The 26469-nt window shown below is 71.3% G+C and carries 21 protein-coding genes; 8 read left to right on the top strand and 13 right to left on the bottom strand.

Annotated elements, in window-relative coordinates; translation table 11 throughout:
• Window positions 1–47 precede the first annotated feature (47 nt).
• The 8 genes from ACZ6RC_RS04875 to ACZ6RC_RS04910 all read right to left on the bottom strand — a co-directional run bounded on the left by ACZ6RC_RS04875 (window position 48) and on the right by ACZ6RC_RS04910 (window position 9758).
• A complete protein-coding gene (locus ACZ6RC_RS04875) occupies window positions 48–764 on the bottom strand; it encodes an ABC transporter ATP-binding protein (protein WP_391140648.1) in 717 nt (238 codons plus the stop codon).
• On the bottom strand, window positions 761–1837 hold the full coding sequence (locus ACZ6RC_RS04880; RefSeq protein WP_469579452.1) for an ABC transporter ATP-binding protein: 1077 nt from the start codon (window positions 1835–1837) through the stop codon (window positions 761–763). The genes ACZ6RC_RS04875 and ACZ6RC_RS04880 overlap by 4 nt, the downstream gene beginning before the upstream one ends.
• Before the next feature lie 5 nt (window positions 1838–1842).
• Window positions 1843–3603 (bottom strand): branched-chain amino acid ABC transporter permease, encoded by a 1761-nt coding sequence (locus ACZ6RC_RS04885; RefSeq protein WP_469579293.1) that lies wholly within the window; start codon window positions 3601–3603, stop codon window positions 1843–1845.
• A gap of 5 nt (window positions 3604–3608) precedes the next feature.
• A complete protein-coding gene (locus ACZ6RC_RS04890) occupies window positions 3609–4541 on the bottom strand; it encodes a branched-chain amino acid ABC transporter permease (RefSeq protein ID WP_391140646.1) in 933 nt (310 codons plus the stop codon).
• A gap of 106 nt (window positions 4542–4647) precedes the next feature.
• Window positions 4648–5883 carry a branched-chain amino acid ABC transporter substrate-binding protein gene (locus tag ACZ6RC_RS04895; RefSeq protein WP_391140645.1) on the bottom strand — a complete coding sequence of 412 codons (1236 nt, stop codon included), beginning with the start codon at window positions 5881–5883 and terminating at the stop codon, window positions 4648–4650.
• Window positions 5884–6325: 442 nt separating this feature from the next.
• Window positions 6326–6742 (bottom strand): hypothetical protein, encoded by a 417-nt coding sequence (locus ACZ6RC_RS04900; RefSeq protein ID WP_469579296.1) that lies wholly within the window; start codon window positions 6740–6742, stop codon window positions 6326–6328.
• Window positions 6743–6886: 144 nt separating this feature from the next.
• Window positions 6887–7390, bottom strand: coding sequence for a PaaI family thioesterase (locus tag ACZ6RC_RS04905; RefSeq protein ID WP_469579298.1), 504 nt, complete (start codon window positions 7388–7390; stop codon window positions 6887–6889).
• Window positions 7391–7475: 85 nt separating this feature from the next.
• Window positions 7476–9758: an FdhF/YdeP family oxidoreductase gene (locus tag ACZ6RC_RS04910; protein ID WP_469579300.1), complete on the bottom strand. Its 2283-nt coding sequence runs from the start codon at window positions 9756–9758 to the stop codon at window positions 7476–7478.
• A 243-nt stretch (window positions 9759–10001) separates the two neighbouring features.
• On the opposite strand from ACZ6RC_RS04910, the gene polA reads away from it, so the two are divergent.
• Window positions 10002–12656, top strand: coding sequence for a DNA polymerase I (gene polA / locus ACZ6RC_RS04915; RefSeq protein ID WP_453615748.1), 2655 nt, complete (start codon window positions 10002–10004; stop codon window positions 12654–12656).
• Window positions 12657–12795: 139 nt separating this feature from the next.
• On the opposite strand, the gene ACZ6RC_RS04920 is transcribed toward polA, so the two are convergent.
• Window positions 12796–13680 (bottom strand): DUF4184 family protein, encoded by an 885-nt coding sequence (locus tag ACZ6RC_RS04920; RefSeq protein WP_469579303.1) that lies wholly within the window; start codon window positions 13678–13680, stop codon window positions 12796–12798.
• A gap of 185 nt (window positions 13681–13865) precedes the next feature.
• On the opposite strand from ACZ6RC_RS04920, the gene ACZ6RC_RS04925 reads away from it, so the two are divergent.
• From ACZ6RC_RS04925 to pgfA, 3 genes are all read left to right on the top strand, one after another.
• Window positions 13866–15611 (top strand): lytic transglycosylase domain-containing protein, encoded by a 1746-nt coding sequence (locus ACZ6RC_RS04925; RefSeq protein ID WP_469579305.1) that lies wholly within the window; start codon window positions 13866–13868, stop codon window positions 15609–15611.
• Window positions 15612–15817: 206 nt separating this feature from the next.
• A complete protein-coding gene (locus ACZ6RC_RS04930) occupies window positions 15818–15958 on the top strand; it encodes an SPW_0924 family protein (protein ID WP_391140638.1) in 141 nt (46 codons plus the stop codon).
• Window positions 15959–15973: 15 nt separating this feature from the next.
• Window positions 15974–16963, top strand: coding sequence for a cell envelope lipid trafficking protein PgfA (gene pgfA, locus ACZ6RC_RS04935; RefSeq protein WP_469579307.1), 990 nt, complete (start codon window positions 15974–15976; stop codon window positions 16961–16963).
• On the opposite strand, the gene ACZ6RC_RS04940 is transcribed toward pgfA, so the two are convergent.
• Window positions 16947–19592 (bottom strand): ATP-dependent RNA helicase, encoded by a 2646-nt coding sequence (locus tag ACZ6RC_RS04940; protein WP_469579310.1) that lies wholly within the window; start codon window positions 19590–19592, stop codon window positions 16947–16949. The two genes, pgfA and ACZ6RC_RS04940, sit on opposite strands and share 17 nt — an antisense overlap.
• Before the next feature lie 147 nt (window positions 19593–19739).
• Window positions 19740–20567, bottom strand: a complete 828-nt coding sequence (locus ACZ6RC_RS04945; RefSeq protein ID WP_391140635.1) for a class I SAM-dependent methyltransferase — start codon at window positions 20565–20567, stop codon at window positions 19740–19742.
• Between the two features lie 343 nt (window positions 20568–20910).
• On the opposite strand from ACZ6RC_RS04945, the gene rpsA reads away from it, so the two are divergent.
• The gene (rpsA, locus tag ACZ6RC_RS04950; RefSeq protein ID WP_391140634.1) at window positions 20911–22413 is read left to right on the top strand and encodes a 30S ribosomal protein S1; all 1503 of its coding nucleotides are present in this window, start codon (window positions 20911–20913) and stop codon (window positions 22411–22413) included.
• A 124-nt stretch (window positions 22414–22537) separates the two neighbouring features.
• On the opposite strand, the gene ACZ6RC_RS04955 is transcribed toward rpsA, so the two are convergent.
• Entirely contained in the window at window positions 22538–23485 is a 948-nt protein-coding gene (locus ACZ6RC_RS04955; RefSeq protein WP_469579313.1) for a right-handed parallel beta-helix repeat-containing protein, read from the bottom strand.
• A gap of 256 nt (window positions 23486–23741) precedes the next feature.
• Between ACZ6RC_RS04955 and ACZ6RC_RS04960 the strand changes: the two genes are divergently transcribed.
• The 3 genes from ACZ6RC_RS04960 (at window position 23742) to ACZ6RC_RS04970 (ending at window position 25928) form a co-directional block, all read left to right on the top strand.
• Window positions 23742–24680: a PAC2 family protein gene (locus ACZ6RC_RS04960; protein WP_391140632.1), complete on the top strand. Its 939-nt coding sequence runs from the start codon at window positions 23742–23744 to the stop codon at window positions 24678–24680.
• Window positions 24681–24758: 78 nt separating this feature from the next.
• Window positions 24759–25367: a dephospho-CoA kinase gene (gene coaE, locus ACZ6RC_RS04965; RefSeq protein WP_453615191.1), complete on the top strand. Its 609-nt coding sequence runs from the start codon at window positions 24759–24761 to the stop codon at window positions 25365–25367.
• 192 nt (window positions 25368–25559) lie between these two features.
• Entirely contained in the window at window positions 25560–25928 is a 369-nt protein-coding gene (locus tag ACZ6RC_RS04970) for a tetratricopeptide repeat protein (RefSeq protein WP_376445837.1), read from the top strand.
• A gap of 48 nt (window positions 25929–25976) precedes the next feature.
• Here ACZ6RC_RS04970 and ACZ6RC_RS04975 read toward each other — a convergent pair whose 3' ends face one another.
• Window positions 25977–26285 carry a DUF6343 family protein gene (locus ACZ6RC_RS04975; RefSeq protein WP_391140630.1) on the bottom strand — a complete coding sequence of 103 codons (309 nt, stop codon included), beginning with the start codon at window positions 26283–26285 and terminating at the stop codon, window positions 25977–25979.
• Window positions 26286–26469: the final 184 nt, after the last annotated feature.

Below are 26469 nucleotides of genomic sequence, written 5' to 3' on the forward strand. Positions count from 1 at the left end.
ACATCGTCGTGGGGCGGGCCTTCCGTTTGGGTGGAGCGGGGTGGCGGCTACTCCTCGCCGAGGTAGGTCTTGCGGACCTCGTCGTCGTGGAGCAGGTCCTGGCCGGTGCCGGAGAGCTTGATCGAGCCGACCTCCAGGACGTAGCCGTAGTCCGCCAGGGAGAGGGCGGCCTGCGCGTTCTGTTCGATGAGGAGGATCGTCATGCCCTCGGCCTTGAGGGTGGCGATGGTCTCCATGATCTTCTGCATCATGATGGGGGAGAGGCCCATGGAGGGCTCGTCCAGCATGAGCAGCTTGGGCTGGGACATGAGTGCCCGGCCCATGGCCAGCATCTGCTGCTCGCCGCCGGAGAGGGTGCCGGCGGCCTGCTTGCGACGTTCGCCCAGGATGGGGAAGAGGTCGTAGGCGCGCTGGACGTCCCGTTCGATGCCGTCCTTGTCCTTGCGGAGGAAGGCACCGAGCTGGAGGTTCTCGGCGATGGTGAGCTTGGGGAAGATGTGGCGGCCCTCGGGGGAGTGGGCCATGCCGAGCGAGACGACCTTGTGGGCCGGGATGCCGTTGAGGACCTGGCCGTCGAAGGTGATCTTGCCGCTGGCGGGTTTGATCAGCCCGGAGAGGGTGCGCAGGGTGGTGGTCTTGCCGGCGCCGTTGGTGCCGATGAGGGTGACGACCTGACCTGCTTCGACGGAGAAGGAGATGCCCTTGACGGCCTCGATCTTGCCGTAGGCGACCCTGAGGTCCTCGACCTCGAGAAGTGCGGTCACTTGGAGTCTCCTTCGGTGGTGCTGTCCGCGTCCTTGGTCGCGGGTGCCTCGGGGGCGGCCTTGTCGGCGGCGGCCTTGGCCTTCGGCGGCTCCGGAGTCTCCGGGGCTTCCGGGGTCTCCGGGGTCTCGGGCGCCGTCGGAGCGGCGGGGGCCTCCGGGGCCGTGGGGGCCTCGTCGGCCTCCGTGGCCTGGGCGTCCGCCGCCTCGGCCTCCGCGTGGGCCTCGGCCGCCTCGACTTCGGCGACCTCGTCCGCGCCGGGGGCGCCCTCGAACGGCGTGCCCAGGTACGCGGCGACGACGCGCTCGTCGCCCTGGACGACCTCGGAGGTGCCTTCGACGAGCTTCTCGCCCTGGACGAGGACGGCCACCCGGTCGCACAGGTTGAAGATGAACTTCATGTCGTGCTCGATGACGAGGACGGCGATGCCCTTGTCGCGGATGGCGAAGACGAGTTCCTCGGTGGTGCGGGTCTCGTTCTGGTTCATGCCCGCCGTGGGCTCGTCGAGCAGGAGCAGGCCGGGGTCGCTGGCCAGTGCGCGGGCGATTTCGAGCTTGCGCTGCTCGCCGTAGGGGAGGTTGCGGGCGAGGTGTTCGGCCTTGTGCTGGAGGCCGATGAACTCGAGGAGTTCCATGGCCCGTTCGCGGGATGCGGTCTCGGCCTTCTTGAAGCCGGGTCCGCGCAGGAGGGCGGACCAGAGGCCTTCCTTGGTGCGGGTGTGGCGTCCGACGAGGACGTTTTCCAGGACCGTCATGTTGGAGAAGAGACGGATGTTCTGGAAGGTGCGGGCGATGCCGGCTTTGGTGACCAGGTGCGGCTTGGGCGGCAGCACGGTCCCCTTGTAGCTGACCGTTCCCTCGGTGGGGACGTAGAGGCCGGTGAGGCAGTTGAAGAAGGTGGTCTTGCCGGCGCCGTTGGGGCCGATGAGACCTACGATCTCGCCTTCGCGGACGGTCAGGTCGACGTTGCGGACGGCGGTGAGTCCGCCGAAGCGCATGGTGACACCGCTGGCGTCGAGGACCGTGGCGGCGGTGGAGGCCGCTGCCGTGTTCTCCGTGGTGGTGGTCGTCGTCATGGCGTTCACGCACCCGCCTTCGAGGTTCCGACGATCGGGTCGGCCGGGGGCCGCTGTTCCGGTACGTCGAGCTTGTCGGCGCTCTCCTCGTGCTCGTGGTATTCGAGCTGGGCGCGCCGGTTGGGGATGAGGCCCTCGGGGCGGAAGCGCATCAGCAGGATGAGCGCGAGGCCGAACGCGAGGAGCTGGTAGTCCTTGAGGAAGGCCAGCTTCTCGGGGATGAGGAAGAGCAGTGCGGCGCCGAGGAGCGGGCCGCGGATGGTGCCCATGCCGCCGAGGATGACGGCCGCGAGGAGGAACGCGGAGTTCGGGGCGACGGGGCCGGCGAACACGTACATCTCGGGGAGGACGGTGCCCTGGAAGTGGGCCTGGACCGTGCCGGCGACGCCGGCGAGGGTGGCGCCGAGGGCGAAGGCGATGAGCTTGACGCGGAAGCCGTTGATGCCCATGGCGGTGGCGGCGGTCTCGTCTTCGCGGATGGCGACCCAGGCGCGGCCGATGCGGGAGTCCTGTGCCCGGCTGAAGACCAGGACGACGAAGACCATGACGAGGAGCATCAGCAGGTAGTAGTTGGCGTACGAGCCGAGTTCCACGCCGAGGATGGTGTGGGTCTCGCCGAAGTCGTAGCCGAAGATGTTCAGCGCCGGGATGTTCGGGATGCCGTTGGGGCCGTTGGTGATCTGCGGTCCGTTGTCGCCGTCCATGTTGTTGACGGTGATGCGGAAGATCTCACCGAAGCCGAGCGTCACGATGGCGAGGTAGTCACCGTGGAGCCGGAGGGTCGGGGCGCCGATGATGACGCCGAAGATCAGCGAGGCGATGGCGCCGATGATCATGGCGACCCAGAACGGGAGCTGGATGTCGAACGCGGAGGCGGTCGATCCGGAGACGAGGGCGGCCGTGTAGGCGCCGACGCCGAGGAAGGCGACGTAACCGAGGTCGAGCAGGCCTGCCAGGCCGACGACGACGTTGAGGCCGAGGGCGACGGTGGCGAAGATCAGGATCTGCACCGCGATGACGGTGAAGGTGTCCGTGGCCTGGGTGAAGGGGAAGACGGCCGCGGCGGCGAAGGCCGCGACGGCGGCGATCTGCTTGTTCTTCGAGGCGATCGCCGAGAGGCGGCCCATGAGGCCGGATTTGTTGAACGCGCCGGCGGCGAGGCCTGCGAGGAGCAGGTAGCCGATGAACAGTTCGGGGTACTCGGTGGAGATGCCGTAGGTGACGGCGTACATGCCGAGGGCGAACGCGACGACGATGATCAGGATTTCGGCCCAGGAGGGGATCTCCTGGGGTTTCGCCGGCTTGCGGGAGTCGTCCTTGAGGGAGAAGGCCGCGAGCGGGATGAGGACGGCGACGAAGGCGACGTAGGCGCCGGGCTCCCAGTGGGCGAGGCCGCCGAGCTGCACGGCGATCGCGATCACGGTGTACCAGGTGGTGCCGAGTGCCGCGAGGGCGAGGAACTGCAGCGCCTTGGTGGAGCCGGCGGGGGTGAGCCAGCGCAGGCCCTTGATGCCGAGTCCGGAGAGGGCGAACAGCGTGAGGAGCAGGCCGCCGACGAGGGTGAGGACCTGGAGGCCGCCGGGGTAGCCGGAGACCGTGAGGTTGCCGGGGAATTCGGTGGTGTAGGTCCAGGCGAGGAAGGTGCTGGCGACGGTGGCGAGGCCACCGGCGGCGACGATCCAGTGGAGGAGGCCGGGGGCCTTGGGGGCCTCGGTCTTCTCGGGGGTGCCGGAGACGTCGGGGGTCTTGGTGAGGTCGGTCGTCATCGCGATCACGCCCTGTCCGCGACGCGCTGTCCGAGCAGACCTTGTGGTCTGAAGAGCAGCACGAGGATGAGGAGGGAGAAGACCCAGATGTCCTTCCAGGCGCCGCCGCCGAACTGTGCCATCCCGGGGATGTGCTCGACGTAGGCGATGGAGAGGGTTTCCGCGACGCCGAGGACGACGCCGCCGATCATGGCGCCGTAGATGTTGCCGATGCCTCCGAGGACGGCGGCCGTGAAGGCCTTGAGGCCCAGGAGGAAGCCCATCTCGAAGCGGATCTGGCCCTTGTCGAGGCCTTCGGCGACCGCGGCGACGGCGGCGAAGGCCGCGCCGATGGCGAAGGCCATCACGATGATGCGGTCGGTGTTGATGCCCATCAGCTTCGCGGTGTCCGGGTCCTGCGCCGTGGCTTGCATGGCGCGTCCGCTGCGGCTCTTCGAGACGAAGAGGCCGAGGGCGAGCATGCAGGCGGGGGCGGCGACGAGGACGAAAGCGTCGGCGCGGGAGATCGCGAGATTGTTGAAGATCTCGAAGCTGCCTCCCTTGAATTCGGGGAAGCTGACCGGGCTCTTGGCGTTGGGGTAGAAACCCCAGACGAGCTGCTGGAGCACGATCGACAGACCGATCGCCGTGATGAGCGGGGCGAGGCGGGGGGCGCCGCGCAGGGGCCGGTAGGCGAAGCGTTCGGCGGCGGTGGCGACGGCCACGGAGACCACCGCGCCGCCTATGAGCATCACGGGTATCGCGATCACGAGGGCGGTGCCCTCGGGGAGGATCGTGTAGGCCGTGAGGGCGCCGAAGCCCCCGATCATGAAGATCTCGCCGTGGGCGAAGTTGATGAGCTGGACGATGCCGTAGACCATCGTGTATCCGATGGCGATGAGGCCGTAAAGGGCCCCCAGGGCAAGGCCGTCGGCCAGCTGTTGCGGCAGTTCGTTCACCGCAGGGCCTCCGATGAGCGTGTCGGATATGACACCGCGCGAGGGCGCTGTTTGCGCCCTCGCGCGGCTTGGTTCAGGTGGTGCGTGTGCGGGGCTGTGCGGTGGGTCAGTCCTTGAAGGTCTCGGACTTGACGTCGGCCCAGGCGCCGTTCTTGACCTGGTAGACGGTGAGCTGCTTGTTGGTGGTGTCGCCGTACTGGTCGAAGGAGACCTTGCCGGTCACGCCTTCGAAGGAGACCTTGGACATGGCCTCGGTGACCTTGGCGCGGGCGTCGTCGGGCAGCTTGCCGTCGTTGTCGGCGACGACGGCCTTGACGGCCTGGATGATGGACCAGGCGGCGTCGTAGGAGTAGCCGCCGTAGGCCGCGTACGGGTCCTTGTAGCCGGCCGCGTTGTAGTCGGCGATGAACTTCTTGGCGGTCGGGAGCTTCTCGACGGGGAAGCCGACCGAGGTCGCGAGGTCACCGTCGTTGGCTTCGCCGGAGGCCTTGATGAACTGCGGGTCGTAGATGCCGTCGCCGCCCATGGTGGGGATCTTGGCGCCGGCCTTCTTGACCTGGTCGGAGAGGAGGCCGCCCTCGGGGTACTGGCCGCCGAAGTAGACGGAGTCGGCGCCCGAGGCCTTGATCTTGTTGGCGGTGGAGGAGAAGTCGGTCTCCTTCACGGTGACGGAGTCGGTGCCGGCGACGGTGCCGCCGAGGCGCTTGAACTCGTCGGAGAAGATCGCGGCGAGACCGGCGCCGTAGGTCTGCTTGTCGTTGACGACGAAGACCTTCTTCTTGCCGGCGTCCTTGAAGAGGTAGTTGGCCGCGAACTTGCCCTGGACGACGTCCGTGGTGGCGGTGCGGAAGTACGTCTTGAAGGGGCGCTTGAACTCGCCCGAGCCCCACTTGTCGCCCTGGGAGAGGGACGGGTTGGTGTTGGCCGGGGAGACCTGGGTCAGGTTGGCCTTGTCGAAGTCCGCCTGCATGGACTGCGAGACGCCGGAGTTCAGGGGGCCGACGACGCCGAGGACGTCCTTGATGCCGACCAGTTTCGTGGCGTTGGCCTTGCCGGTGGCCGGGACGGCCTGGTCGTCGAGGGCTTCGATCTTGAAGGTGACGCCCGGGACCTCGTTGTTCTTGTTGGCGGTCTGCACCGCCAGGTCCACGGAGTTCTTGATGCCCTGGCCCAGCGCGGAGAGCGAGCCCGTCAGGGGTGCGTCGACGCCGATGACGACGGTGGTGCCGCCCTTGGCGTTGGAGTCGCTTCCGCCCTTGTCGTCGCGCGAGCCACAGGCGGTGAGGGTCAGTGCTCCCGTGGTGATCACGGTGGTGAGGATGAGCAAGGAACGGTGTCGCACGATGAATCCTTTCCCTGGCGCGGCCCCCTCGACTGAGGCGGTGCCGTGAAGCTGTGGCAAGAGGTGCCGTTGTTGAGTGCCGGGCCGTACGGGGATGACTGGGTATGCAGGGCCGTGCAGTGTGGCGCCCGGCGGCGCGGTGACTGGCGGTGACTCTAAGCGCAGGTGGGGGAGGTGGGGAGCGGCGAGGTCAGGATGTGACTGTCTTGTTATCGCGAGGGGGAGAGGAGGTGCGCACGCGGGGGGCAAAACGGGACGTAACGGTCAGCTATGGGGTGTTCACATAGTGAGAACGCGCAGTTCCGTTAAGGTGCTTGAGCGGATCTTGGTCCTGTCGGACCGGGCGCGCGAGTGTCCGCATAGCGGACAAGCCCTCAAATCCCAGCGGACGGAACGCTGAGCACCACGCGCGGCCGCGACATTGCGCGAGTGTTACGCAGTGTTACGAGGTAGCGGGTTCGGGTGTGCCCCGCGTCGTCGGGGGCGGTCGCCAGTTCTGCGAACCTCCGGTCGCGCCGTTCGCCGACGCGCACCGTCTTCGGGTCTCCCGGTCGGCCGCGTCGAGGGCGGCCTCGCGGCCCTCCGCGCGCTCCCGGGCGCGGGCGAGCGCCAGCACGTCGTCGTGGATCGCCAACTGCTCGTTGGACAGCCCCTTCTGCTCCCAGTCGAGTCCTGCCCAGGCGCTGCCCCGGAGGGCCTCCTCGACCCAGTACGCGACGAGGTCGACGCAGAGGTCCACCGGCGTGCGGGCGCTCGGGGGTGCCGGCTCCCGTGCGCAGGCCGGTGCGGCGGCCAGAACGCCGAAGGCCAGGACCGCGCGGAGGGCGGTCCTGGCCGGGGCGTGCGGCGAGAGCGCCATGGGCGCCACGCTAGGCGATGCTCGCCATGCGCACAACGTGCTTGCGTAACAGGGAAGTTGAGAGGGCGGAGGCGGGGGGTCCGGTGGGCGCGCGGGGGTGCGTGCGGGGTGTGCGCGGGGCGCCGCCGGCGCGCGGGGGCCGGGTCAGGCCGACGGGCTCTTTCCCGTCTCCGGGACGTTGCCCGCGTCCTTGGCGGTGACCTCGCGCAGCAGGCAGGTCAGCCGCGCGGTGCAGACCCGCTTGTCCTGCTCGTCCGTGATCACGATCTCGTACGTGGCCGTGGAGCGCCCGCGGTGGACCGGGGTGGCGACGCCCGTCACCAGGCCGCTGCGGGCCCCTCGGTGGTGCGTGCAGTTCAGGTCCACGCCCACCGCGATCTTGGAGACCCCGCCGTGCAGCATGGAGCCGATCGAGCCCAGCGTCTCGGCCAGCACCGCCGAGGCGCCGCCGTGCAGCAGCCCGTACGGCTGGGTGTTGCCCTCGACCGGCATCGTCCCGACGACCTTCTCGGCCGAGGCCTCGACGATCTGTACGCCCATCCGGTTGCCGAGGTGCCCGGCCGAGAACAGTGCCGGCAGGTCGACCCCGAGCGAGGCGTACTCGTCGATGACCTCCTGCGGGAACTTCACATGCTGCTGCTCGCCCATCGGCCGGCTCCGTTCGTCGTCGTACGTCGTCAGTGTGGTGCGACCGGCGCCGCCACGCGGCGGCCCCGGCTGCCTGAGCAAACGCTTAGGCGGTGGGTGATTGTTCCAGACGCACGACGACCGACTTGCTCGCGGGTGTGTTGCTGACGTCCGCGGTGGACTCCAGCGGCACCAGGACGTTCGTCTCGGGGTAGTACGCGGCCGCGCAGCCGCGGGCCGTCGGATAGTGCACCACCCGGAAGCCGGGCGCCCGGCGCTCGCTGCCGTCCGTCCACTCGCTGACCAGATCCGTGTAGGCCCCGTCGGCCAGGCCCAGCTCGGCCGCGTCCAGCGGATGCACCAGGACGACCCGGCGCCCGCCCTTGATCCCGCGGTAGCGGTCGTCCAGGCCGTAGATCGTGGTGTTGTACTGGTCGTGCGACCGCAGGGTCTGCAGCAGCAGCCGGCCCTCCGGCACCTTCGGGTACTCGACGGGCGCGGCGGTGAAGTTGGCCTTGCCGGTGGCCGTGGGGAAGCGGCGCTCGTCGCGCGGGGCGTGCGGCAGCGCGAAGCCCCCGGGGTTCTCCGCGAGCCGGGCGTTGAAGTCCTCGAAGCCGGGCACCACGCGCGCGATCCGGTCACGGATCGTGGCGTAGTCCCGCTCGAACTCCTCCCACGGGGTCGCCGAGGCCGCGCCGAGGACCGCCCGCGCCATCCGGGCCACGATCGCCGGCTCCGAGAGCAGATGGGGGCTCGCCGGCGGCAGGTTGCCGCGCGAGGCGTGCACCAGGCTCATCGAGTCCTCCACCGTCACGAACTGCTTGCCGCCGCGCTGCACGTCCTTGTCGGTGCGCCCGAGGGTCGGCAGGATCAGCGCCCGCCGGCCGGTCACCGCGTGTGAGCGGTTCAGCTTGGTCGAGACGTGGACGGTCAGCCGGGCGCGGCGCATGGCCGCCTCGGTGACCTCCGTGTCGGGGGTGGCGCCGACGAAGTTGCCGCCCATGGCGAAGAAGACCTTCGCCTCGCCGTCCCGGAGCGCCTGGATCGAGCGGACCACGTCGAAGCCGTGGTGGCGCGGCGAGACGATCCCGAACTCCTTGTCCAGGGCGTCGAGGAAGGCGGGAGCCGGCCGCTCGAAGATGCCCATCGTGCGGTCGCCCTGCACGTTGGAGTGGCCGCGGACCGGGCAGACCCCGGCGCCCGGCCGGCCGATCGCGCCGCGCAGCAGCAGGAGGTTGACCACCTCGCGGATGGTCGGCACGGAGTGCTTGTGCTGGGTGAGCCCCATCGCCCAGCAGACGATGGTCCGCTCCGACGCGAGGACCATCTCCAGGGCCCGCTCGATCTCGTCCCGGCCCAGCCCCGTCGCGGCCAGCGTCTCGTCCCAGTCGGCCGCGCGGGCGGCCGCGGCGAACTCCTTGTACCCGTGGGTGTGTTCCCGTACGAACTCCTCGTCGACCGCGCCCTCCGTCTCCACGATCAGCTTGCTGAGGAGGCGGAAGAGTGCCTGGTCGCCGCCGATGCGGATCTGCAGGAAGAGGTCGTTGAGCGCGGCGCCCTTGAGGAGACCTGCCGGTGTCTGCGGGTTCTTGAACTTCTCCAGGCCCGCCTCGGGCAGCGGATTCACCGAGATGATTTTCGCGCCGGCCGCCTTCGCCTTCTCCAGGGCGGAGAGCATCCGGGGGTGGTTCGTGCCCGGGTTCTGCCCGGCGACCACGATCAGGTCGGCCTGGTGGAGATCCTCCAGGGAGACGCTGCCCTTGCCGATCCCGATGGTCTCGTTCAGCGCCGAACCGGACGACTCGTGGCACATGTTGGAGCAGTCCGGCAGATTGTTCGTACCGAACTCGCGGGCGAAGAGCTGCAGCAGGAACGCGGCCTCGTTGCTGGTCCGGCCCGAGGTGTAGAAGAGCGCCTCGTCGGGCGAGGAGAGCGCCCCCAGCTCCTCGGCGATGATCGCGAAGGCCCGCTCCCAGGAAACCGCCTCGTACCGGTCCGCGCCCTCGGGGAGATACATCGGCTCGGTGATCCGGCCCTGCTGCCCCAGCCAGTAGCCGCTGCGGGCGGCCAGGTCCGCCAGCGGATGCGTGGCGAAGAAGTCCGGCGTCACCCGGCGCAGCGTCGCCTCCTCGGCGACCGCCTTCGCGCCGTTCTCGCAGAACTCCGCCACATGCCGCTGGTCACCCTCCGGCCAGGCGCAGCCCGGGCAGTCGAACCCGTCCTTCTGGTTGACCTTGAGCAGGGTCCGGGCCGTGCGCCGCACTCCCATCTGCGCCTGGGCCACCCTGAGCGTGTGCGCCACGGCCGGCAGCCCGGCGGCCGCGTGCTGCGGCGGCGCGACCTGCGGCGCGTCCTGGACCGGATCGCCTGCGGGCGGCTTGCTGACCATCGCGCTCTCCCTTGAGCGGAAACCTGGGTGTACGTCTCCGATCCTGTCACGGACCACCGACAGAGCCTCCCGGTACGGGCGCTCCGGGCCTCCCGGACGTGGACCGGGCGTGGGCGGGACCGGGCGGCGGCCGCCCGCCCGGACCGGGCGTGGGCGGGATTGTCAGCGGTCCGTGGCAGGATCGTGTACGTGGCCGAGACAGCATCGAAGAAGACCCAAGACAACCGTCCCCGCCTGCTCCTCATGGACGGGCACTCGCTGGCGTACCGGGCGTTCTTCGCACTGCCCGCGGAGAACTTCACGACCGCGAGCGGACAGACGACGAACGCGATCTACGGCTTCGCGTCGATGCTGGCGAACACGCTGCGCGACGAAGCGCCCACGCACTTCGCGGTGGCGTTCGACGTCTCCCGCAAGACGTGGCGCTCGGCCGACTTCCCGGAGTACAAGGCGAACCGCTCGACGACCCCGGACGAGTTCAAGGGGCAGGTCGAGCTGATCGGCGAGCTGCTCGACACGATGAACGCCGAGCGGTTCGCGGTGGACGGCTTCGAGGCCGACGACGTCATCGCCACCCTCGCCACCCAGGCCGAGGCGGCCGGGTTCGACGTCCTGATCGTCACCGGCGACCGCGACTCCTTCCAGCTGGTCACCGACCACGTGACCGTGCTGTACCCCACCAAGGGCGTCTCCGAGCTGACCCGCTTCACCCCGGAGAAGGTCCAGGAGAAGTACGGCCTGACCCCCTCGCAGTACCCCGACTTCGCCGCGCTGCGCGGAGACCCGTCCGACAACCTCCCGGGCATCCCCGGTGTCGGCGAGAAGACCGCCACGAAGTGGATCAACCAGTTCGGTTCCTTCGCCGAGCTGGTCGAGCGCGCCGACGAGGTCAAGGGCAAGGTCGGCCAGGCCCTGCGCGACCACCTGGAGTCGGTCAAGCTCAACCGCCACCTCACCGAGCTGGTCCGGGACGTCGAGCTGCCCCGCACCGTCGCGGAGCTGGAGCGCGCGCCGTACGACCGGACCGCGCTCAAGGGCTTCCTGGAGGTCCTGGAGATCCGCAACCCCAGCCTCCGGGAGCGGCTCCTCGCGGTCGACCCCGGCGCGGCCGAGGACGAGGCTCCGGCTCCCGCGGCCGGCGTCGAGCTGGACGGCACGGTCCTGGGCACCGGCGAGCTGGCCGGCTGGCTGGAGGAGCACGGCGGCCGGCCCCTCGGCGTCGCCACCGTCGCCACCTGGGCCCTGGGCGTGGGGAACGTCAGCGAGGTCGCCCTGGCGGCCGCCGACGGCGCGGCGGCCTGGTTCGACACCACCCGGCTCGACGAGGCCGACGAGCGGGCCTTCACGGCCTGGCTCGGCGACGCCGCCCGCCCGAAGGTGATGCACAACGCCAAGGACGCGCTGCGGGTCTTCCCCGAGCACGGCTGGCACATCGAGGGCATCACGATGGACACCGCGCTCGCCGCCTATCTCGTCAAGCCCGGCCGCCGCTCCTTCGCCCTGGACGCGCTCTCCGTCGAGTACCTCCACCGCGAGCTGGCCCCCGCGGCCGCCGACGGGCAGCTGGCCTTCGGCGCCGACGAGCACGCCGAGGCGGACGCCCTGATGGCCCAGGCCCGCGCCGTCCTCGACCTCGGCGAGGCGTTCGGCGGCAGGCTGGGCGAGGTCGGCGCCACCGAGCTGCTCCACGACGTGGAACTGCCCACGTCCCTGCTCCTCGCCCGGATGGAGCGGCACGGCATCGCCGCCGACCGCGCCCATCTGGAGGCGATGGAGCAGCAGTTCGCCGGCGCGGTGCAGCAGGCGGTGAAGGAGGCGCACGCCTCCGTGGGGCACGAGTTCAACCTCGGCTCGCCCAAGCAGCTCCAGGAGGTCTTCTTCGGCGAGCTGAACCTCCCGAAGACGAAGAAGACCAAGACCGGCTACACCACGGACGCCGACGCGCTGGCCTGGCTGGCCGGCCAGACCGAGCACGAGCTGCCGGTGATCATGCTCCGCCACCGCGAGCAGGCCCGCCTGCGGTCCACGGTCGAGGGCCTGATCAAGACCATCGCCGCCGACGGCCGGATCCACACCACGTTCAGCCAGACGGTGGCCGCGACCGGTCGCCTCTCCTCCACCGAGCCGAACCTGCAGAACGTGCCGGTCCGCACCGACGAGGGCCGGGCCATCCGCCACGGCTTCGTCGTCGGCGAGGGCTTCGAGGCGCTGATGACCGCCGACTACAGCCAGATCGAGCTGCGGGTGATGGCCCACCTCTCCGAGGACGAGGGCCTGATCGAGGCGTTCACCTCGGGCGAGGACCTGCACACCACGGTCGCCTCGCAGGTCTTCGGCGTCGAGCGGTCCGCCGTCGACGCGGAGATGCGGCGCAAGATCAAGGCCATGTCCTACGGCCTGGCGTACGGCCTGTCGGCGTTCGGGCTCTCCCAGCAGCTGAACATCGAGGCGGGCGAGGCGCGCGCGCTGATGGACACGTACTTCGAGCGCTTCGGCGGGGTGCGCGACTATCTGCGCCGGGTCGTCGACGAGGCCCGCGCCACCGGCTACACCGAGACGATGCTCGGCCGCCGGCGGTACCTCCCGGACCTGAACAGCGACAACCGCCAGCGCCGTGAGGCCGCCGAGCGGATGGCGCTGAACGCCCCGATCCAGGGCACGGCGGCGGACATCGTGAAGGTCGCCATGCTGAACGTCGACCGGTCCCTGCGGGAAGCCGGTCTCGCCTCCCGCATGCTCCTCCAGGTCCACGACGAAATCGTGGTGGAGCTCGCCCCCGGCGAGCGCGAGCGGGTCGAGACGCTGGTCCGCCGTGAGATGGCGGGGGCGGTCTCCCTCCGCGCCCCGCTCGACGTCTCGGTCGGCGTCGGCCCGGACTGGGAGTCGGCGGCCCACTGACGCCACGGCGGGAGCCGGCGCCCTCCGGGTGACCGGCTCCCGCCTCGCAGATTCCCGCCCGGCCAATTCAGTCCGGCCCGAATTCCGCCCGGGTGATTTCAGCCCGCCCCAGCTTCCTGCCGGTCAGGTGTCCGCCTGGTCAGGCCCCGCGATCGGCGGTCCCCTCGGGGGAGCGCACCGGCTCGGGCTCCCGCGCCGCCGGCCGGGCCGGCCCGGATGCCGCCCGCAGCCTCATCACCGCCGCGTATACCACCAGGCCGAGGGCGAGCCCCGCGCCGCCGCCGAAGCAGGCGGTCGGAATGATGTCCAGCGGCGTCTCGACGCGGCCCCAGTAGGCGTACCAGCGCAGGCAGCGGTGCACGATCCCGGCGAGGACGCATCCGCCGATAAGGGCGGCCGCCAGCCACCGGCCGCGCCGGTCGAGCACCGGGACCCCCGGGATCGGCGTCGGCGTCGTGAACTCCTCGCGTGGCGTGCGCACCGCGCGCACCGTGAACCACACCAGCAGCACCAGCGCCAGGGCGGAACTGCCGTACTGCGTGTACGTGTAGACCGGGAAGCCGGCCACGACCTCCCCGAGGAACGGGATCGCGCGGGTGCCCCAGCGGTCGATGTGGGTGAAGGAGTCCCACACCACGTGGGTCGACGCCCCCAGGGCCGCGGACACGTAGAACCACGCGGCCAGCGGCACCGGTCGGCGGCCCCGCCACGGCCGGCCCCGCACGAAGGCGTACACCCCCGCCCGGCGGCCGGCCGGCAGCAGGGCCATGAGCGGCTCGCGCACCATCAGCCAGACCGCTACCAGCAGGGCGGCGATCAGTGCATCGGCGGTCAGGATCCCCAGCGGCCCGTGGGTGACGTCCCCGAACTCCATCGCCTCTGGGAACGCCGTGGCCGCGAAATAGGTCATGTCGGGCGCGAACGACCCCGCCACGAGCGCCGACGCCACCAGCCGGCCACGCCCCGTCCCGTCTCTTCGGATCCCGGGCAGGACGGCGGCGGCATGACTCAAGGTGAACGGCATCGATCTCCCCCTTCGACGGTCCGCACAGTATGCGGGAGTGATTTCGTCGGACGCGGGGGCGGCCAAGTGGTGACGAAAGCGTGAAACACGGTCAGGCCCCGGTGCCCGGAGACCCGGAGTTGTCATAGGGTCTCCTGAGTCCACGCGCGGGGAGCGCGAGTACTCAAGGGGGAGGGACCATACGCATGGCAGCGCAACTCGGCCGTCGGCTGCGCAGGGGAGCCACCAGCGGGGCCGTGGTGGCCGCTGCGGTCGCGGCGCTGGCCGCTTCGCAGGCACCCGGCATGGCACCGCCCCCCACCGACAACGCGAGCGGCGAGTCGATCGGCACCGGAGGCGCGACCACGCCCCCCGACGACTCGGCCACCGGCCAGTCGCCGTACTACACCGACCTCCCGCCGCTCAACACCCCGAACAAGCCCGGCACTTCCGTCGACCTGCCGATCGTCACCGGCCCGGCCGAGGCCGGCATACCCGCGACCGTGCTGGCCGCGTACAAGCGCGCGGAGGAGTCCATACGCTCCAGCGACGCCGCGTGCCACCTGCCGTGGCAGCTGCTCGCCGGAATCGGCAAGGTCGAGTCCGGTCAGGCCCGAGGCGGCCGGGTGGACGCCAACGGCACCACGCTCTCGCCGATCCTCGGCCCCCAGCTCAACGGCGCCGGTTTCGCCAACATCTCGGACACCGACAACGGCGCGTACGACGGCGACACGAGCCACGACCGCGCGGTCGGCCCGATGCAGTTCATCCCCTCCACGTGGGCCACCTGGGGCCAGGACGCCAACGGCGACGGCCGCAAGGACCCCAACAACATCTACGACGCCGCCCAGGCGGCCGGTCTCTACCTCTGCGCCAACAACCGCGACCTCGCGGTCAAGGCCGACCTGGACCGCGCGATCCTCAGCTACAACCGGTCGACCGAGTACCTCCACACGGTGCTCTCCTGGTTCGAGTACTACAAGCGCGGCACCCACCAGGTCCCCGACGGCACGGGCGTGCTGCCGAACGACCGCAGCGACAGCACCTCCGGCGGCACGACGCCGGCGCGGGTGACGCCGACGAAGCCCGCGACGCCCTCGCCCTCCCCGTCCCCGTCGAAGCCGCCGGTCACCCCGAAGCCGACCCCGACGCCGGGCACCAAGCCGACCACCCCGCCCCCCACTCCGCCGGCGACGGTCCGGGTGGTGCGCATCAAGGACGCCGGCACCGGCACGCTGACGGCGACCGCCGGCGGCGTCTTCACCGGCCGGCCCACCGTCGTCGCGCTCGACTCGGCGGGCAAGCCGGTCGCCGGGCTCGACGTCCGCTTCGAGATCACCGGCACCACCGGCGCCAACTTCGGCGGTGTGGTCAAGAGCGTCACGCTCAGGACGAACTCCACCGGCACGGCGGTCACCCCGCTCCTGCGGGCGGGCGAGCAGCTGGGCACGTTCACCGTGCGGGCCACGGTCGTGGGCCGGACCCTCGCGGCCGTCGCGTTCGACGCCACCGTCACCGCCCGCCAGGCCGACACCCTGGTCCGCAGCGACGCCAAGGAACTGACCGCGACCACCGGCGAGCGGTTCGCCGACCGGGTGCTCGTCAAGGCCACCCTCGACGGCGCCCCCGCGGCCTCGGTCGCCCTCACCGCCACCATGGTCGCCTCGGCGACCGGCACCGAGCCGGCCGGCAAGGGCCCCCACTTCAAGGACGCGAACGGCGCCCCCGTGCGGACGCTCACCGGCCTGAAGACGGACGAGAACGGTCTGCTGACCCTCCCCGACCTCTACGCGGACGGTGAGGCGGGCACCTTCCTGCTCCGCCTGACCGCGCCCGGCGGCGGCACCGTCCTCGTCGAGCTCAAGGTGACCGCCCCGGCCCCGGAGCCCACCCCGTCCCCGTCGACCTCACCCGACGGCACGCCGCAGCCGAAGCCCAGCTCCACCTCCTGACCGCACGGACCCCGTCCGCACGCACGTCCCGACGCCGCCCCTCCGCCCACCCCGGGCGCAGGGGCGGTGCCGTGTCCGGCGGCGTGTCCGGTGGCGTGGGCGGGGTGTTCCCGTGTTCTGAGTGCAACGTGTTCTCATCTCGCGGCCGCGTTGCTACGGTGCCCCAGCCCTGACGCCGCATCAGTTCGAGCACCGGGAGGCCGACCATGCGCGCCCTCGTCGCCGCAGCCCTCGGGCTGGTCCCCGTCCTCCTCCTCATCCTGCTCCTCGCGGTGGTCGAGGTGCCGCCCGACGGCCCCACCTCCCCCCGCCCCCTCCTCACCGCCGACCCCGGCCCCAAGAAGTAGGAGAGGAGCCCTTCCATGCGCCGCCGAGCGAGCCTCGTCCTGCTCTCCTTCGCCGTCTTCCTCGTCGCGATGGCCCCCACCCTGCGGTGGTACGCCTTCCCCCGGCTGGCCAAGATCCCGCCGAACCAGTACCAGGAGACCGTCCTGGAGGCGAAGCCGGCCACCCTCCTCAACTACTCCACGCTCAAGGCCGAGAAGATCGAGAAGATCACGATCATCCAGACCCTCAAGGGCAACGTGGAGGAGTCGAAGAAGATCGAGCGCGACGCCGGCCGGGACGTGGTCGTCTGGGACTCGCTCTCCTACATCACCGGACCGGACGGCGCCATGGTGTCCCGGATCCCCGAGCGGTACATCTTCGACGCGCACACCCAGGACCCCGTGCACGCCACCGGCGAGATGGTCGACGGCGACCCCGTCCGGCGCGAGGGCATCGAGTTCAAATGGCCCTTCCTCACCGAGAAGCGGGACTACCAGTACTTCGACGCCCAGACCCGCACCTCGGCCCCCATCCACTACCGGGGCACCCGGACCTTCCGCGGCCTGGAGGTCTACTACTTCGAGCAGACCATCCCCTGGACCAAGGTCCCCATGCCCAAGACCATGCCGGTCAAGGGCATCACCCCCGAGATCCTCGCCGACTCAGGCCTCACCCGCTGGTACACCACCCAGCGCATGTTCTGGGTCGACCCGGTCACCGGAGCCCCCGTCAACGGCGAGGAGATCCACAAGGAGGAGCTCCGCAACGCCCGGGCGCTGATGGGACAGGACACCGTCACGGTCTTCGAGGGCCATGTGAAGATGCGCGAGGACTACATCACCGCCATCGTCGAGCTGGTCGAGTCCAACCGCCTCATGGTCCTGCTGCTCGTCTCCTACCTCCCGTGGACCTTCGTCGTCCTGGGCCTCGCCCTCTTCGCCCTCGCCCTCTGGCTCGAGGCCCGCTCCCGCCGCCCGCACGTCGGACCCGCCCCCGCGCCGCCGGCCGTCACCGCTCCCGTCTGAGCCGGGCGCTGGTGTGCCGGGTCGGCGCCGCCGCCCCCGGGTCCTCCGGCCACGGATGCTTCGGATAACGGCCGCGCAGCTCCGCCCGCACCGCGCGGTACCCCTCCTTCCAGAACGAGGCCAGATCGGCGGTGACCGCCGCCGGACGTCCCGCGGGGGAGAGGAGATGGACCAGGACCGGAACCCCCGCCACCCGGGGCGTCTCGGCGAGCCCGAACATCTCCTGCACCTTCACCGCCAGCACCGGCTGCTCACCGGCGTAGTCGACGCGTATCCGCGAACCGCTCGGCACCTCGATCCGCTCGGGCGCCAGCTCGTCCAGCCGGGCCGCCTCGCCCGTCGCCCACGGCAGCAGCCGCGTCAGCCCCTGACCGGCGTCGATCCGCCCGAGATCGGCCCGCCGGCGCGCCCGGGACAGCTCGGGCTCCAGCCACTCCTCCGCCCGGTCCAGAAGCGCCCCGTCCGCGACGTCCGGCCACGGCTCGCCCCGCACCCGGTGGAGGAAACCGAGCCGCCCGCGCAGCTCCTCCGACTCCCGGTTCCACCGCAGCAGCCCCAGCCCCTCCCGCCGCAGACCGTCGAGGAGCGCCGCCCGCACCGCCCCGGGGGCGGCCCGGTCCCTGAGCGGGCGCGCCGTCAGCTCGACGGCCCCCAGCCGGGACACCGACCGCGCGACCACGTCCCCCTCCTCCCACCGGACCTCCTCACCGGAGGTGAGCAGGTGCCCGGCGGCCGCCCGCGCCACGTCCTCGTCGACCACCGCCGCCAGCCGCACCCGCGCCGTGGCGTTCTGCGCCGTCCGGTCCGCGACGGCGACGGCCAGCCAGGGGGCCGTCCGCAGCCCCGACCCCGCCGCGAGCTCCGCGCCCGTCCCCGACACCATCAGGAACCCGCTGCCCTGCCGCGCCCGGGCCACCCGCTCGGGGAACGCCAGCGCCGTCACCCACCCGGCCGCCGCATCGTCCCCGACCCCGCCGGGGGCCCCCTGCCCCTCCACACCCGGACCACCCGCCCCGCCCGGCCCGTCCGACCCGGCCGGACCGTCCGCCCTGCCCGGACCGTCCGCCGCGCCCGGGCCCCCCGCCCCGCCCGGGCCCCCCGCCGCGTCGGCCGACCGCTCCAGGCGCCGCGCCTCCGCCTTCCAACGCGCCCCGTAGCCGTCGCCGCCCCGACGGGCCGTCCGCCAGGCCGCCGCCAGATCGTCGCCGTACTCCCGGGGAGGCTCCTCGCTCAGCAGCGCCACCACCTCGGCCGCCCGCCTGCGACCGACCACGGGGGCACCGTCCAGGAGGGCCCGTGCCAGCCGGGGGTGCACCCCGAGCCGGGACATCCGTACACCCCGATCCGTCGCGTGCCCCTCCTCGTCCACCGCGCCGATCGCCGTCAGCACGGAACGGGCGGCCGCCATCGCCCCGGCGGGCGGAGCGTCCAGGAGGGCGAGCCCGGCCGCCGGCGGATCGCCCCAGCAGGCCGTGCGCAAGGCGAACGAGGCCAAATCCGCTATCTCGATCTCGGGGGAGGGGAAACGGGACCGGCGCCCGTCGTCCGCCTCCGCCCAGCACCGGTACACGACTCCGAAGGCCTCCCGGCCGGCGCGGCCCGCGCGCTGCGTCGCTCCCGCGATCGAGACCGGCACCGTGGTGAGCGACCCGAGTCCCCGGGCGTGGTCCGTCCGCGGCTCCCGCGCCAGGCCGGAGTCGACGACGATCCGTACCCCCGGCACGGTCAGGCTGGACTCCGCCACCGAGGTCGCGAGGATCACCCGGCGCCGCCCACCGAGCTCGGTCCCGCGGAGCACCGCGTCCTGCACCGCCGCCGGGGCCCGCCCGTGCAGCTGGAGCACCTCGGCGTCGAGGTCCGCCAGCATCCCCGCCGTCCGGGCGATCTCTCCCGTGCCGGGAAGGAAGCAGAGAACGTCGCCTTCGTGGTGCGCGCACGCCTGCCGGACCGTCGCCGCCACATGGCGCAGGAGAGCGGCATCCACCCAGGTGCCATGGGAGGGCCGGACGCCGGCCGGCGGCGCGGCGAACCGGACGGCATGGCCGTGCCCCTCTCCCTTCGCCCACACGATCGGGGCAGGGCCGGAACCGTCGAGGACGGTGAGGAGCTCCGCCCACGCCTCGGCGTCGCTGGTCGCCGAAGCCGCGATCAGACCCAGCTCCGGCCGCAGCGTCGCCCGGACGTCGACCAGGAAGGCCATCGCCGTGTCGGCGTCCAGGTGGCGCTCATGGCACTCGTCGAGCAGCACGACGTCCACCCCGGACAGTTCGGGATCCCGCTGGAGCCGCTGGAGCAGGACGCCCGTCGTCACCACCTCGACCCGGGTGGCCGGCCCGGCCCGGCGTTCGCCCCGGACGGAGAAGCCGACGGCCTCGCCGACCTCCTGCCCGAGGAGCCACGCCATCCGCCGGGCCGCCGCCCGCACCGCCATCCTGCGCGGTTCGGCCACCAGCACCCGCCGGCGCGGCCCGTCCCCTATGAGCCCGGCCAGCGCCAGCGGCACCAGCGTCGTCTTGCCCGTGCCGGGAGGCGCGAACAGCACCGCCGTGCCGCGCTCGTCGAGCGCGCTCAGCAGCTCGGGGACGGCATGGCGGACGGGGAGTCGGTCGAGTGCGTCGTTTCGGATCACGCACTCAGTCTCGTACGTCGCCGCCGACGGCGGGCTCGGCTGTCCACAGGGCCTGTCTGTTCATATGACCAGTCAGGGCCGCCGGCACCCCCGCCCGGCCGGCTCGCCACGCCCGCTGCCCAGCCCGGGCCGGTGGGACGACGAACGTCAGTCCCGCTCGCAGACGAAGATCGCCGTCCCCGGGATCAGGTTGCCCCGCAGCGGGGACCAGCCGCCCCACTCCTGGTCGTTCCACGCCGGCCACTCCGGCTCGACCAGGTCCACCAGGCGGAAGCCGCCCGCCACCACGTCCCGCACCCGGTCCCCGATCGTCCGGTGGTGCTCCACATAGACGGCCCGGCCCTCGTCGTCCTGCTCGACATAGGGAGTGCGGTCGAAGTAGGAGGCCGCGACGGACAGGCCCTCGGGCCCCGGCTCGTCCGGGAAGGCCCAGCGGATCGGGTGGGTCACCGAGAACACCCACCGCCCGCCGGGACGCAGCACCCGGCGCACCTCGCGGAAGACCCGTACCGGATCCGACACGAAGGGGACCGCGCCGTACGCCGAGCACGCCAGGTCGAAGGAGCCGTCCCGGAACGGCAGCGCGCCGGCGTCCGCCTCGACCAGCGGCACGTCCGCGCCGATCCGCAGGGCGTGCTGCAGCTGGCGGTGAGAGAGGTCCAGCGCGACCGCCCGGGCGCCCTGCCGCGCCAGCCAGCGCGAGCACTGCGCCGCGCCCGCGCCGATCTCTAGTACATCCCGGCCCTTCAGCGACCCGGCCGGCCCCAGCAGCGCCGCCTCGGCCTCGTCGAGCCCCTCGGGCCCCCAGACGAACCGGTCGTCCCCGAGGAACGCCCCGTGATCGTTCTGGTACTCGTCGGCGTTCCTGTCCCACCAGCCGCGACTCGCCCGGCTGCTCTCCGCGTCCCCGGCGTCACGCCGGGTGGCCTCCGGCTCGAAGCCGTCCTCGTCCCGCGGTCCGTACTCTTGGTTCATCTCGCCCGTCGATGTAGTTTGCGCTCAGCGCGGCTGCGGCCCCCGTGGCCAGGACGGCCGTGGGTGGCCTGAGTTGTGCCGGTTATGCGGCGATCCGCCCCGGGTGCGCGCTTCGCGCATTGACCCTGTCCGGCTGCTTCCGTATGCTAAAGGTTGCGCTGCGGGCCTGCGCGCCTCAGACGGAGCAGGCCGCGCTCGTACCTGTTGTATGTCCCCTCGGTTTTCGAGGCGCCTACCGTTCGCGGATCGGCGCTTCATTGGCTGTCCGGCTTCTTGGTGCGATACGGGCTCACGGCGTAGCAGTACCTACGACTTTCTGTCCGTAACCGGAGCCCTTTCCCACATGACGAGCAGCACCGAGACCACCGCCACCACCCCGCAGGTTGCGGTCAACGACATCGGTAACGAGGAAGCCTTCCTCGCCGCGATCGACGAGACGATCAAGTACTTCAACGACGGCGACATCGTCGACGGCGTCATCGTGAAGGTCGACCGGGACGAGGTCCTGCTCGACATCGGTTACAAGACCGAAGGTGTCATCCCGAGCCGCGAGCTCTCGATCAAGCACGACGTCGACCCGAACGAGGTCGTCAAGGTCGGCGACGAGATCGAAGCCCTTGTTCTCCAGAAGGAGGACAAGGAAGGCCGCCTGATCCTCTCGAAGAAGCGTGCCCAGTACGAGCGCGCCTGGGGCACCATCGAGAAGATCAAGGAAGAGGACGGCATCGTCACCGGTACCGTCATCGAGGTCGTCAAGGGTGGTCTCATCCTCGACATCGGCCTCCGCGGCTTCCTCCCGGCCTCCCTGGTCGAGATGCGCCGCGTCCGCGACCTCCAGCCCTACGTGGGCAAGGAGCTCGAGGCGAAGATCATCGAGCTGGACAAGAACCGCAACAACGTGGTCCTGTCCCGCCGCGCCTGGCTCGAGCAGACCCAGTCGGAGGTCCGCCAGACCTTCCTCACGACCCTCCAGAAGGGTCAGGTCCGCTCCGGCGTCGTGTCCTCGATCGTCAACTTCGGTGCCTTCGTGGACCTGGGTGGCGTCGACGGCCTGGTGCACGTCTCCGAGCTGTCCTGGAAGCACATCGACCACCCCTCCGAGGTTGTCGAGGTCGGCCAGGAGGTCACCGTCGAGGTTCTCGACGTGGACATGGACCGCGAGCGTGTCTCCCTGTCGCTGAAGGCGACGCAGGAGGACCCGTGGCAGCAGTTCGCCCGGACGCACCAGATCGGCCAGGTCGTTCCCGGCAAGGTCACCAAGCTGGTTCCGTTCGGTGCGTTCGTCCGCGTGGACGAGGGCATCGAGGGTCTGGTCCACATCTCCGAGCTGGCCGAGCGCCACGTGGAGATCCCGGAGCAGGTCGTCCAGGTCAACGACGAGATCTTCGTCAAGGTCATCGACATCGACCTCGAGCGTCGTCGCATCAGCCTCTCGCTGAAGCAGGCCAACGAGTCCTTCGGTGCCGACCCGGCCTCGGTCGAGTTCGACCCGACCCTGTACGGCATGGCCGCGTCCTACGACGACCAGGGCAACTACATCTACCCCGAGGGCTTCGACCCCGAGACCAACGACTGGCTCGAGGGCTACGAGACCCAGCGCGAGGCCTGGGAGACCCAGTACGCCGAGGCGCAGCAGCGCTTCGAGCAGCACCAGGCTCAGGTCATCAAGTCCCGCGAGGCCGACGAGGCCGCCGCTGCCGAGGGTGGCACCGCCGCTCCGGCCGGTGCCCCGGCGGGCGTCTCGGGTGGCTCCTACTCCTCGGAGTCGGACGACACCTCCGGCGCCCTGGCGTCGGACGAGGCCCTTGCGGCCCTGCGCGAGAAGCTGGCCGGCGGCCAGAGCTGAACGCTCTGACCACCAGCTGACAGGCTGAACCGACAAGGCCCGTTCCCCTTCGGGGGAGCGGGCCTTGTGGCGTTTCACGGCCTGGGGCGTCCTGGGGCGTCGCGGATCGGTCGGTCCCCGGCCGTCAGGGGGTGACGGGGATGTTCGTCAGCCCCTTCCCTCCGGTCACCGTGTTCGAGCCGTAGACCGTCGTCCGGCAGGAGGTGCTCTGGTTGGTGACGTTGATCGCCAACTGCTTGGGGCCGGTCGCCCCCGTCAGATCCGAACGGTTGCCCCGGAAGACCGTCCCGCAGCCCCAGCCGCTCTGCTGCGTGTGGGTCTCGTAGCCGTTGTCGGTGGTGTGGCGGCCGGTGTTGTTCTCGACCAGCACGTCGTTGCCCTTCACATCGACCCAGGAGTCGTCGAAGTGGGCGCCGGTGAGACCCCGGCCGTCGAAGGTGTTGCCGGTGATCCTGGCGCCGGTGGTGCCCTCCTTGATGTCGACGGCCTCTCCGCCGACATCCGGGCCGATGGTGTTGCCGATGATCTGCGCGTGGTCGCTCTTGTCGGAGAGGTTGTTGGCGGAGCCGACGTAGACCCCCTCGCCCATGCCGCGCCCGTCGTTGCCCGTGTCGTAGATCCGGGAGTTCCTGATGACGCCGTTCCTGCTCGACGCTCGGAAGTGCACGCCCTCCATGTCGAGGCCGTGCACGGTCACCCCGTCGATGATCACGCCGTTCGCCGCGTCGGTCATGATCCCCTTCTGGCCGCCGGTCACGGTCAGCCCCGTGACCGTCCAGTACGAGGCACCGTTGAGGTGCAGCCCGTAGCCGCCACCGGCGGTGAGCACCGCGCGCGAGGACCCGGTGAGGGTGATCCGTGCGGTCGAGGTCCCGGGGGTGGTGGCCTTGAAGTTCCCGGTGTACGTCCCGTCGGCGAGCCGGATCGTGTCACCGGGCCTGGCGTTGCCGAGCGCCGTCTTCAGCTGGGCGGCGGTGGAGACGTCGACCGTGGCGGCGGTGGCCGGAGGGGCGAGGAGAGGGACGGCGAGCAGGGCGGCGAGCAGGGGGAGGAGCAGCGTTCGGGTGCGCATGGGGGTGCCTTCCCGTGGATGCGTGGGGTGGAGTCGCGGAAACGGTCGCCCGGGACGGGGTTCTCGTATGTGTACGACGAACGGCTGGCTGAACGCGGTGCTGCATCGTGACGGTAGGGATGGTCCATGGGCATGTCAAGGTCTGGACCAGGGGTCCGGTGGGGGGTGGGGGATCGGAGATCGAAACACCCGCCGCGGGGGAATGGCGCCGCTCCGGAAGGCGTTCCCCTGAAGAACGCGAGGAGGAGCGGTAATCGTGCTTGATCCCCAGGCTTTGTACGAGTGGGACCAGAAGGGCTTGGCCGTGGTGGACATGGCCCTGGCGCAGGAGTCGGCCGGGCTGGTCATGCTGTACCACTTCGACGGGTACATCGACGCGGGTGAGACCGGTGAGCAGATCGTCGAAGGTCTGCTCGACACGCTTCCGCACCAGCTGGTCGCCCGCTTCGACCACGACCGCCTCGTGGACTACCGCGCTCGGCGACCGCTGCTCACCTTCCGCCGCGACCGCTGGACCGCGTACGAGACGCCGTCCATCGAGGTCCGCCTGGTCCAGGACGCCACCGGCGCGCCCTTCCTGGTGCTCTCCGGCCCCGAACCGGACGTGGAGTGGGAGCGGTTCGCCGCCGCCGTCCGCCAGATCGTGGAGCGCCTCGGGGTGCGGCTCGCGGTCAATTTCCACGGCATTCCGATGGGGGTTCCGCACACCCGCCCCGTCGGCCTCACCCCGCACGGCAGCCGTACCGACCTCGTGCCGGGCCACCGCAGCCCCTTCGACGAGGCCCAGGTGCCCGGCAGCGCCGAGGCGCTCATCGAGTACCGGCTGTCGGAATCCGGCCACGACACCCTCGGCATCGCCGCCCACGTCCCGCATTACGTCGCCCGCGCCTCCTACCCCGATGCCGCGCTGACCGCCCTGGAGGCCGTCACGGCCGCCACCGGGCTCGTCCTGCCCGGCGTGGCCCACGCGCTGCGCACGGAGGCCCGGCGGACCCAGACCGAGATCGACCGCCAGATCGGCGAGGGCGACGACGAGCTGGTGTCCCTGGTCCAGGGCCTGGAGCACCAGTACGACGCCATGGCGGGCGCGGAGACCCGCGGCAGCCTGGTGGCCGAGCCGGTCGACCTGCCCTCGGCCGACGAGATCGGCCGCGAGTTCGAGCGCTTCCTCGCGGAGCGCGAGGGCGACGCGTAGGGGGCCGCCGTCCTTCCGCGACAGCGGAATCCGGCCCCCGCCGGGCGGGGGCCGACCCGGGGTCCTAAGCTGCCGCTCATGCTGAAGGTGGGCCTGACCGGCGGTATCGGCGCCGGCAAGAGTGAAGTGTCGCGGCTGTTCGTCTCGTACGGCGCCGTGCTGATCGACGCCGACCGGATCGCCCGCGAGGTCGTCGAGCCCGGGACCCCCGGCCTCGCGGCCGTCGTGGAGACGTTTGGCCCCGGGATCCTCACGGACGAGGGGACCCTGGACCGGCCGAAGCTGGGGTCGATCGTCTTCGCCGACTCCGACCGGCTGGCCGCCCTCAACGCCATCGTCCACCCGCTCGTCGGGGCCCGCTCCGCCGAGCTGGAGGGGGAGGCCGGGCCGGATGACGTGGTCGTCCACGACGTCCCCCTCCTCACCGAGAACGGGCTCGCCCCGCTGTACGACCTCGTCGTGGTCGTGGACGCGTCCCCCGAGACCCAGCTCGACCGGCTCGTACGCCTGCGAGGCATGGCCGAGCCCGAGGCGCGGGCCCGGATGTCCGCCCAGGCCACCCGTGCCCAGCGGCGGGCCGTCGCGGATCTCGTCATCGACAACGACGGCCCGCTGGAGGCGCTCGAGCCGCAGGTCCGGAAGGTCTGGGCCGAACTCGTCCGGCGAGCCGCGGCCGACGAACACTAGGCCCGGGTTCGAAAGTCCGCCCGGTCGGGCCCGGCAAGGGTGTGCGGCCGGCCGCAGGGGGCCGGGACCGATCGGTGGCGGCCCCGGGTGGGTAAGGATCGCGCGAGGCGCGGCGGTCGGATCGTCATGCGATACGGAATACCGCCGCCGTGCCCGATGTTGAACCGCCGGAGCAAGGGGAAGGATGTCACCGTGGCCGAGAGGAACCCGGAAACCCACGTCATCGACTTTCGCGCCGCCGAGCAGCTGCTCGCCGCGCGCGACCCCCGCGGTGCCGTGAAGCTGCTCGACTCGGTGATCGCCGCCCATCCCGAGAACACCGCCGCGCGCCTGTTGCGGGCCCGTGCCTTCTTCGCCGCCGCGCAACTGCGGCCCGCGGAGCTCGAATTCGAACTGGTCCTGGAGCGGGAGCCCGACAACGCCTTCGCGCACTTCGCGCTGGCCCGCACCTTCCAGCGCTCGGGCCGCCCCGACCAGGCCACCCGTCACTTCCGGCTCGCGGCCGCCCTCGACCCGAAGCCGGAGTACCTCCAGGCCGCCCGCTTCGGCACCGAGGACTGAGCGCGGCGGCCCTGCCCCTCTCCCCGCGGTACGCGCCGGGCCGGCCGGTCAGCGCCGCGTGTCGCCGTGGTCACGGCGCGGAGCGCTCCGCGGCCGCGGGCCGCCGTGATCCGGTTCGTACGGCGGGACGTCGCGCCCCGGCTGCCAGTGCGGGCCCTGCCGGATATGGCGTACGACCATCACCAGGTCGATGAGGACCACCAGAAAGAGAACCCCGCAGGCGACGGCCCATCCGGGCCGCCCGACCAGGGCGAACGCCGCCGTTCCGAAGCCCGCCCAGAGCAGACCCCACAGGCTCAGCCAGAACCGCATCCGCAGCGGACTGCGCGCGGTCGACGGCTCACTTCCGGTGCGCATGACGGTCGCACCTCCCGTCGAGAGGCGGTACGTCTACTGACGGTCTACCCGCCACAGGCTCCTGTGAACGGGCCGGGGCGGGAGAGGCCGGGCGGGCCGCACGCGAGGGCCGGGCGGCCCCTCGTACGTCGTTCGTTCACTCGTACGAGCGATATCCGGTCTCATGCGCCCGTCGGGGGAACGC

The organism is Streptomyces sp. NPDC048353, from assembly GCF_055587165.1.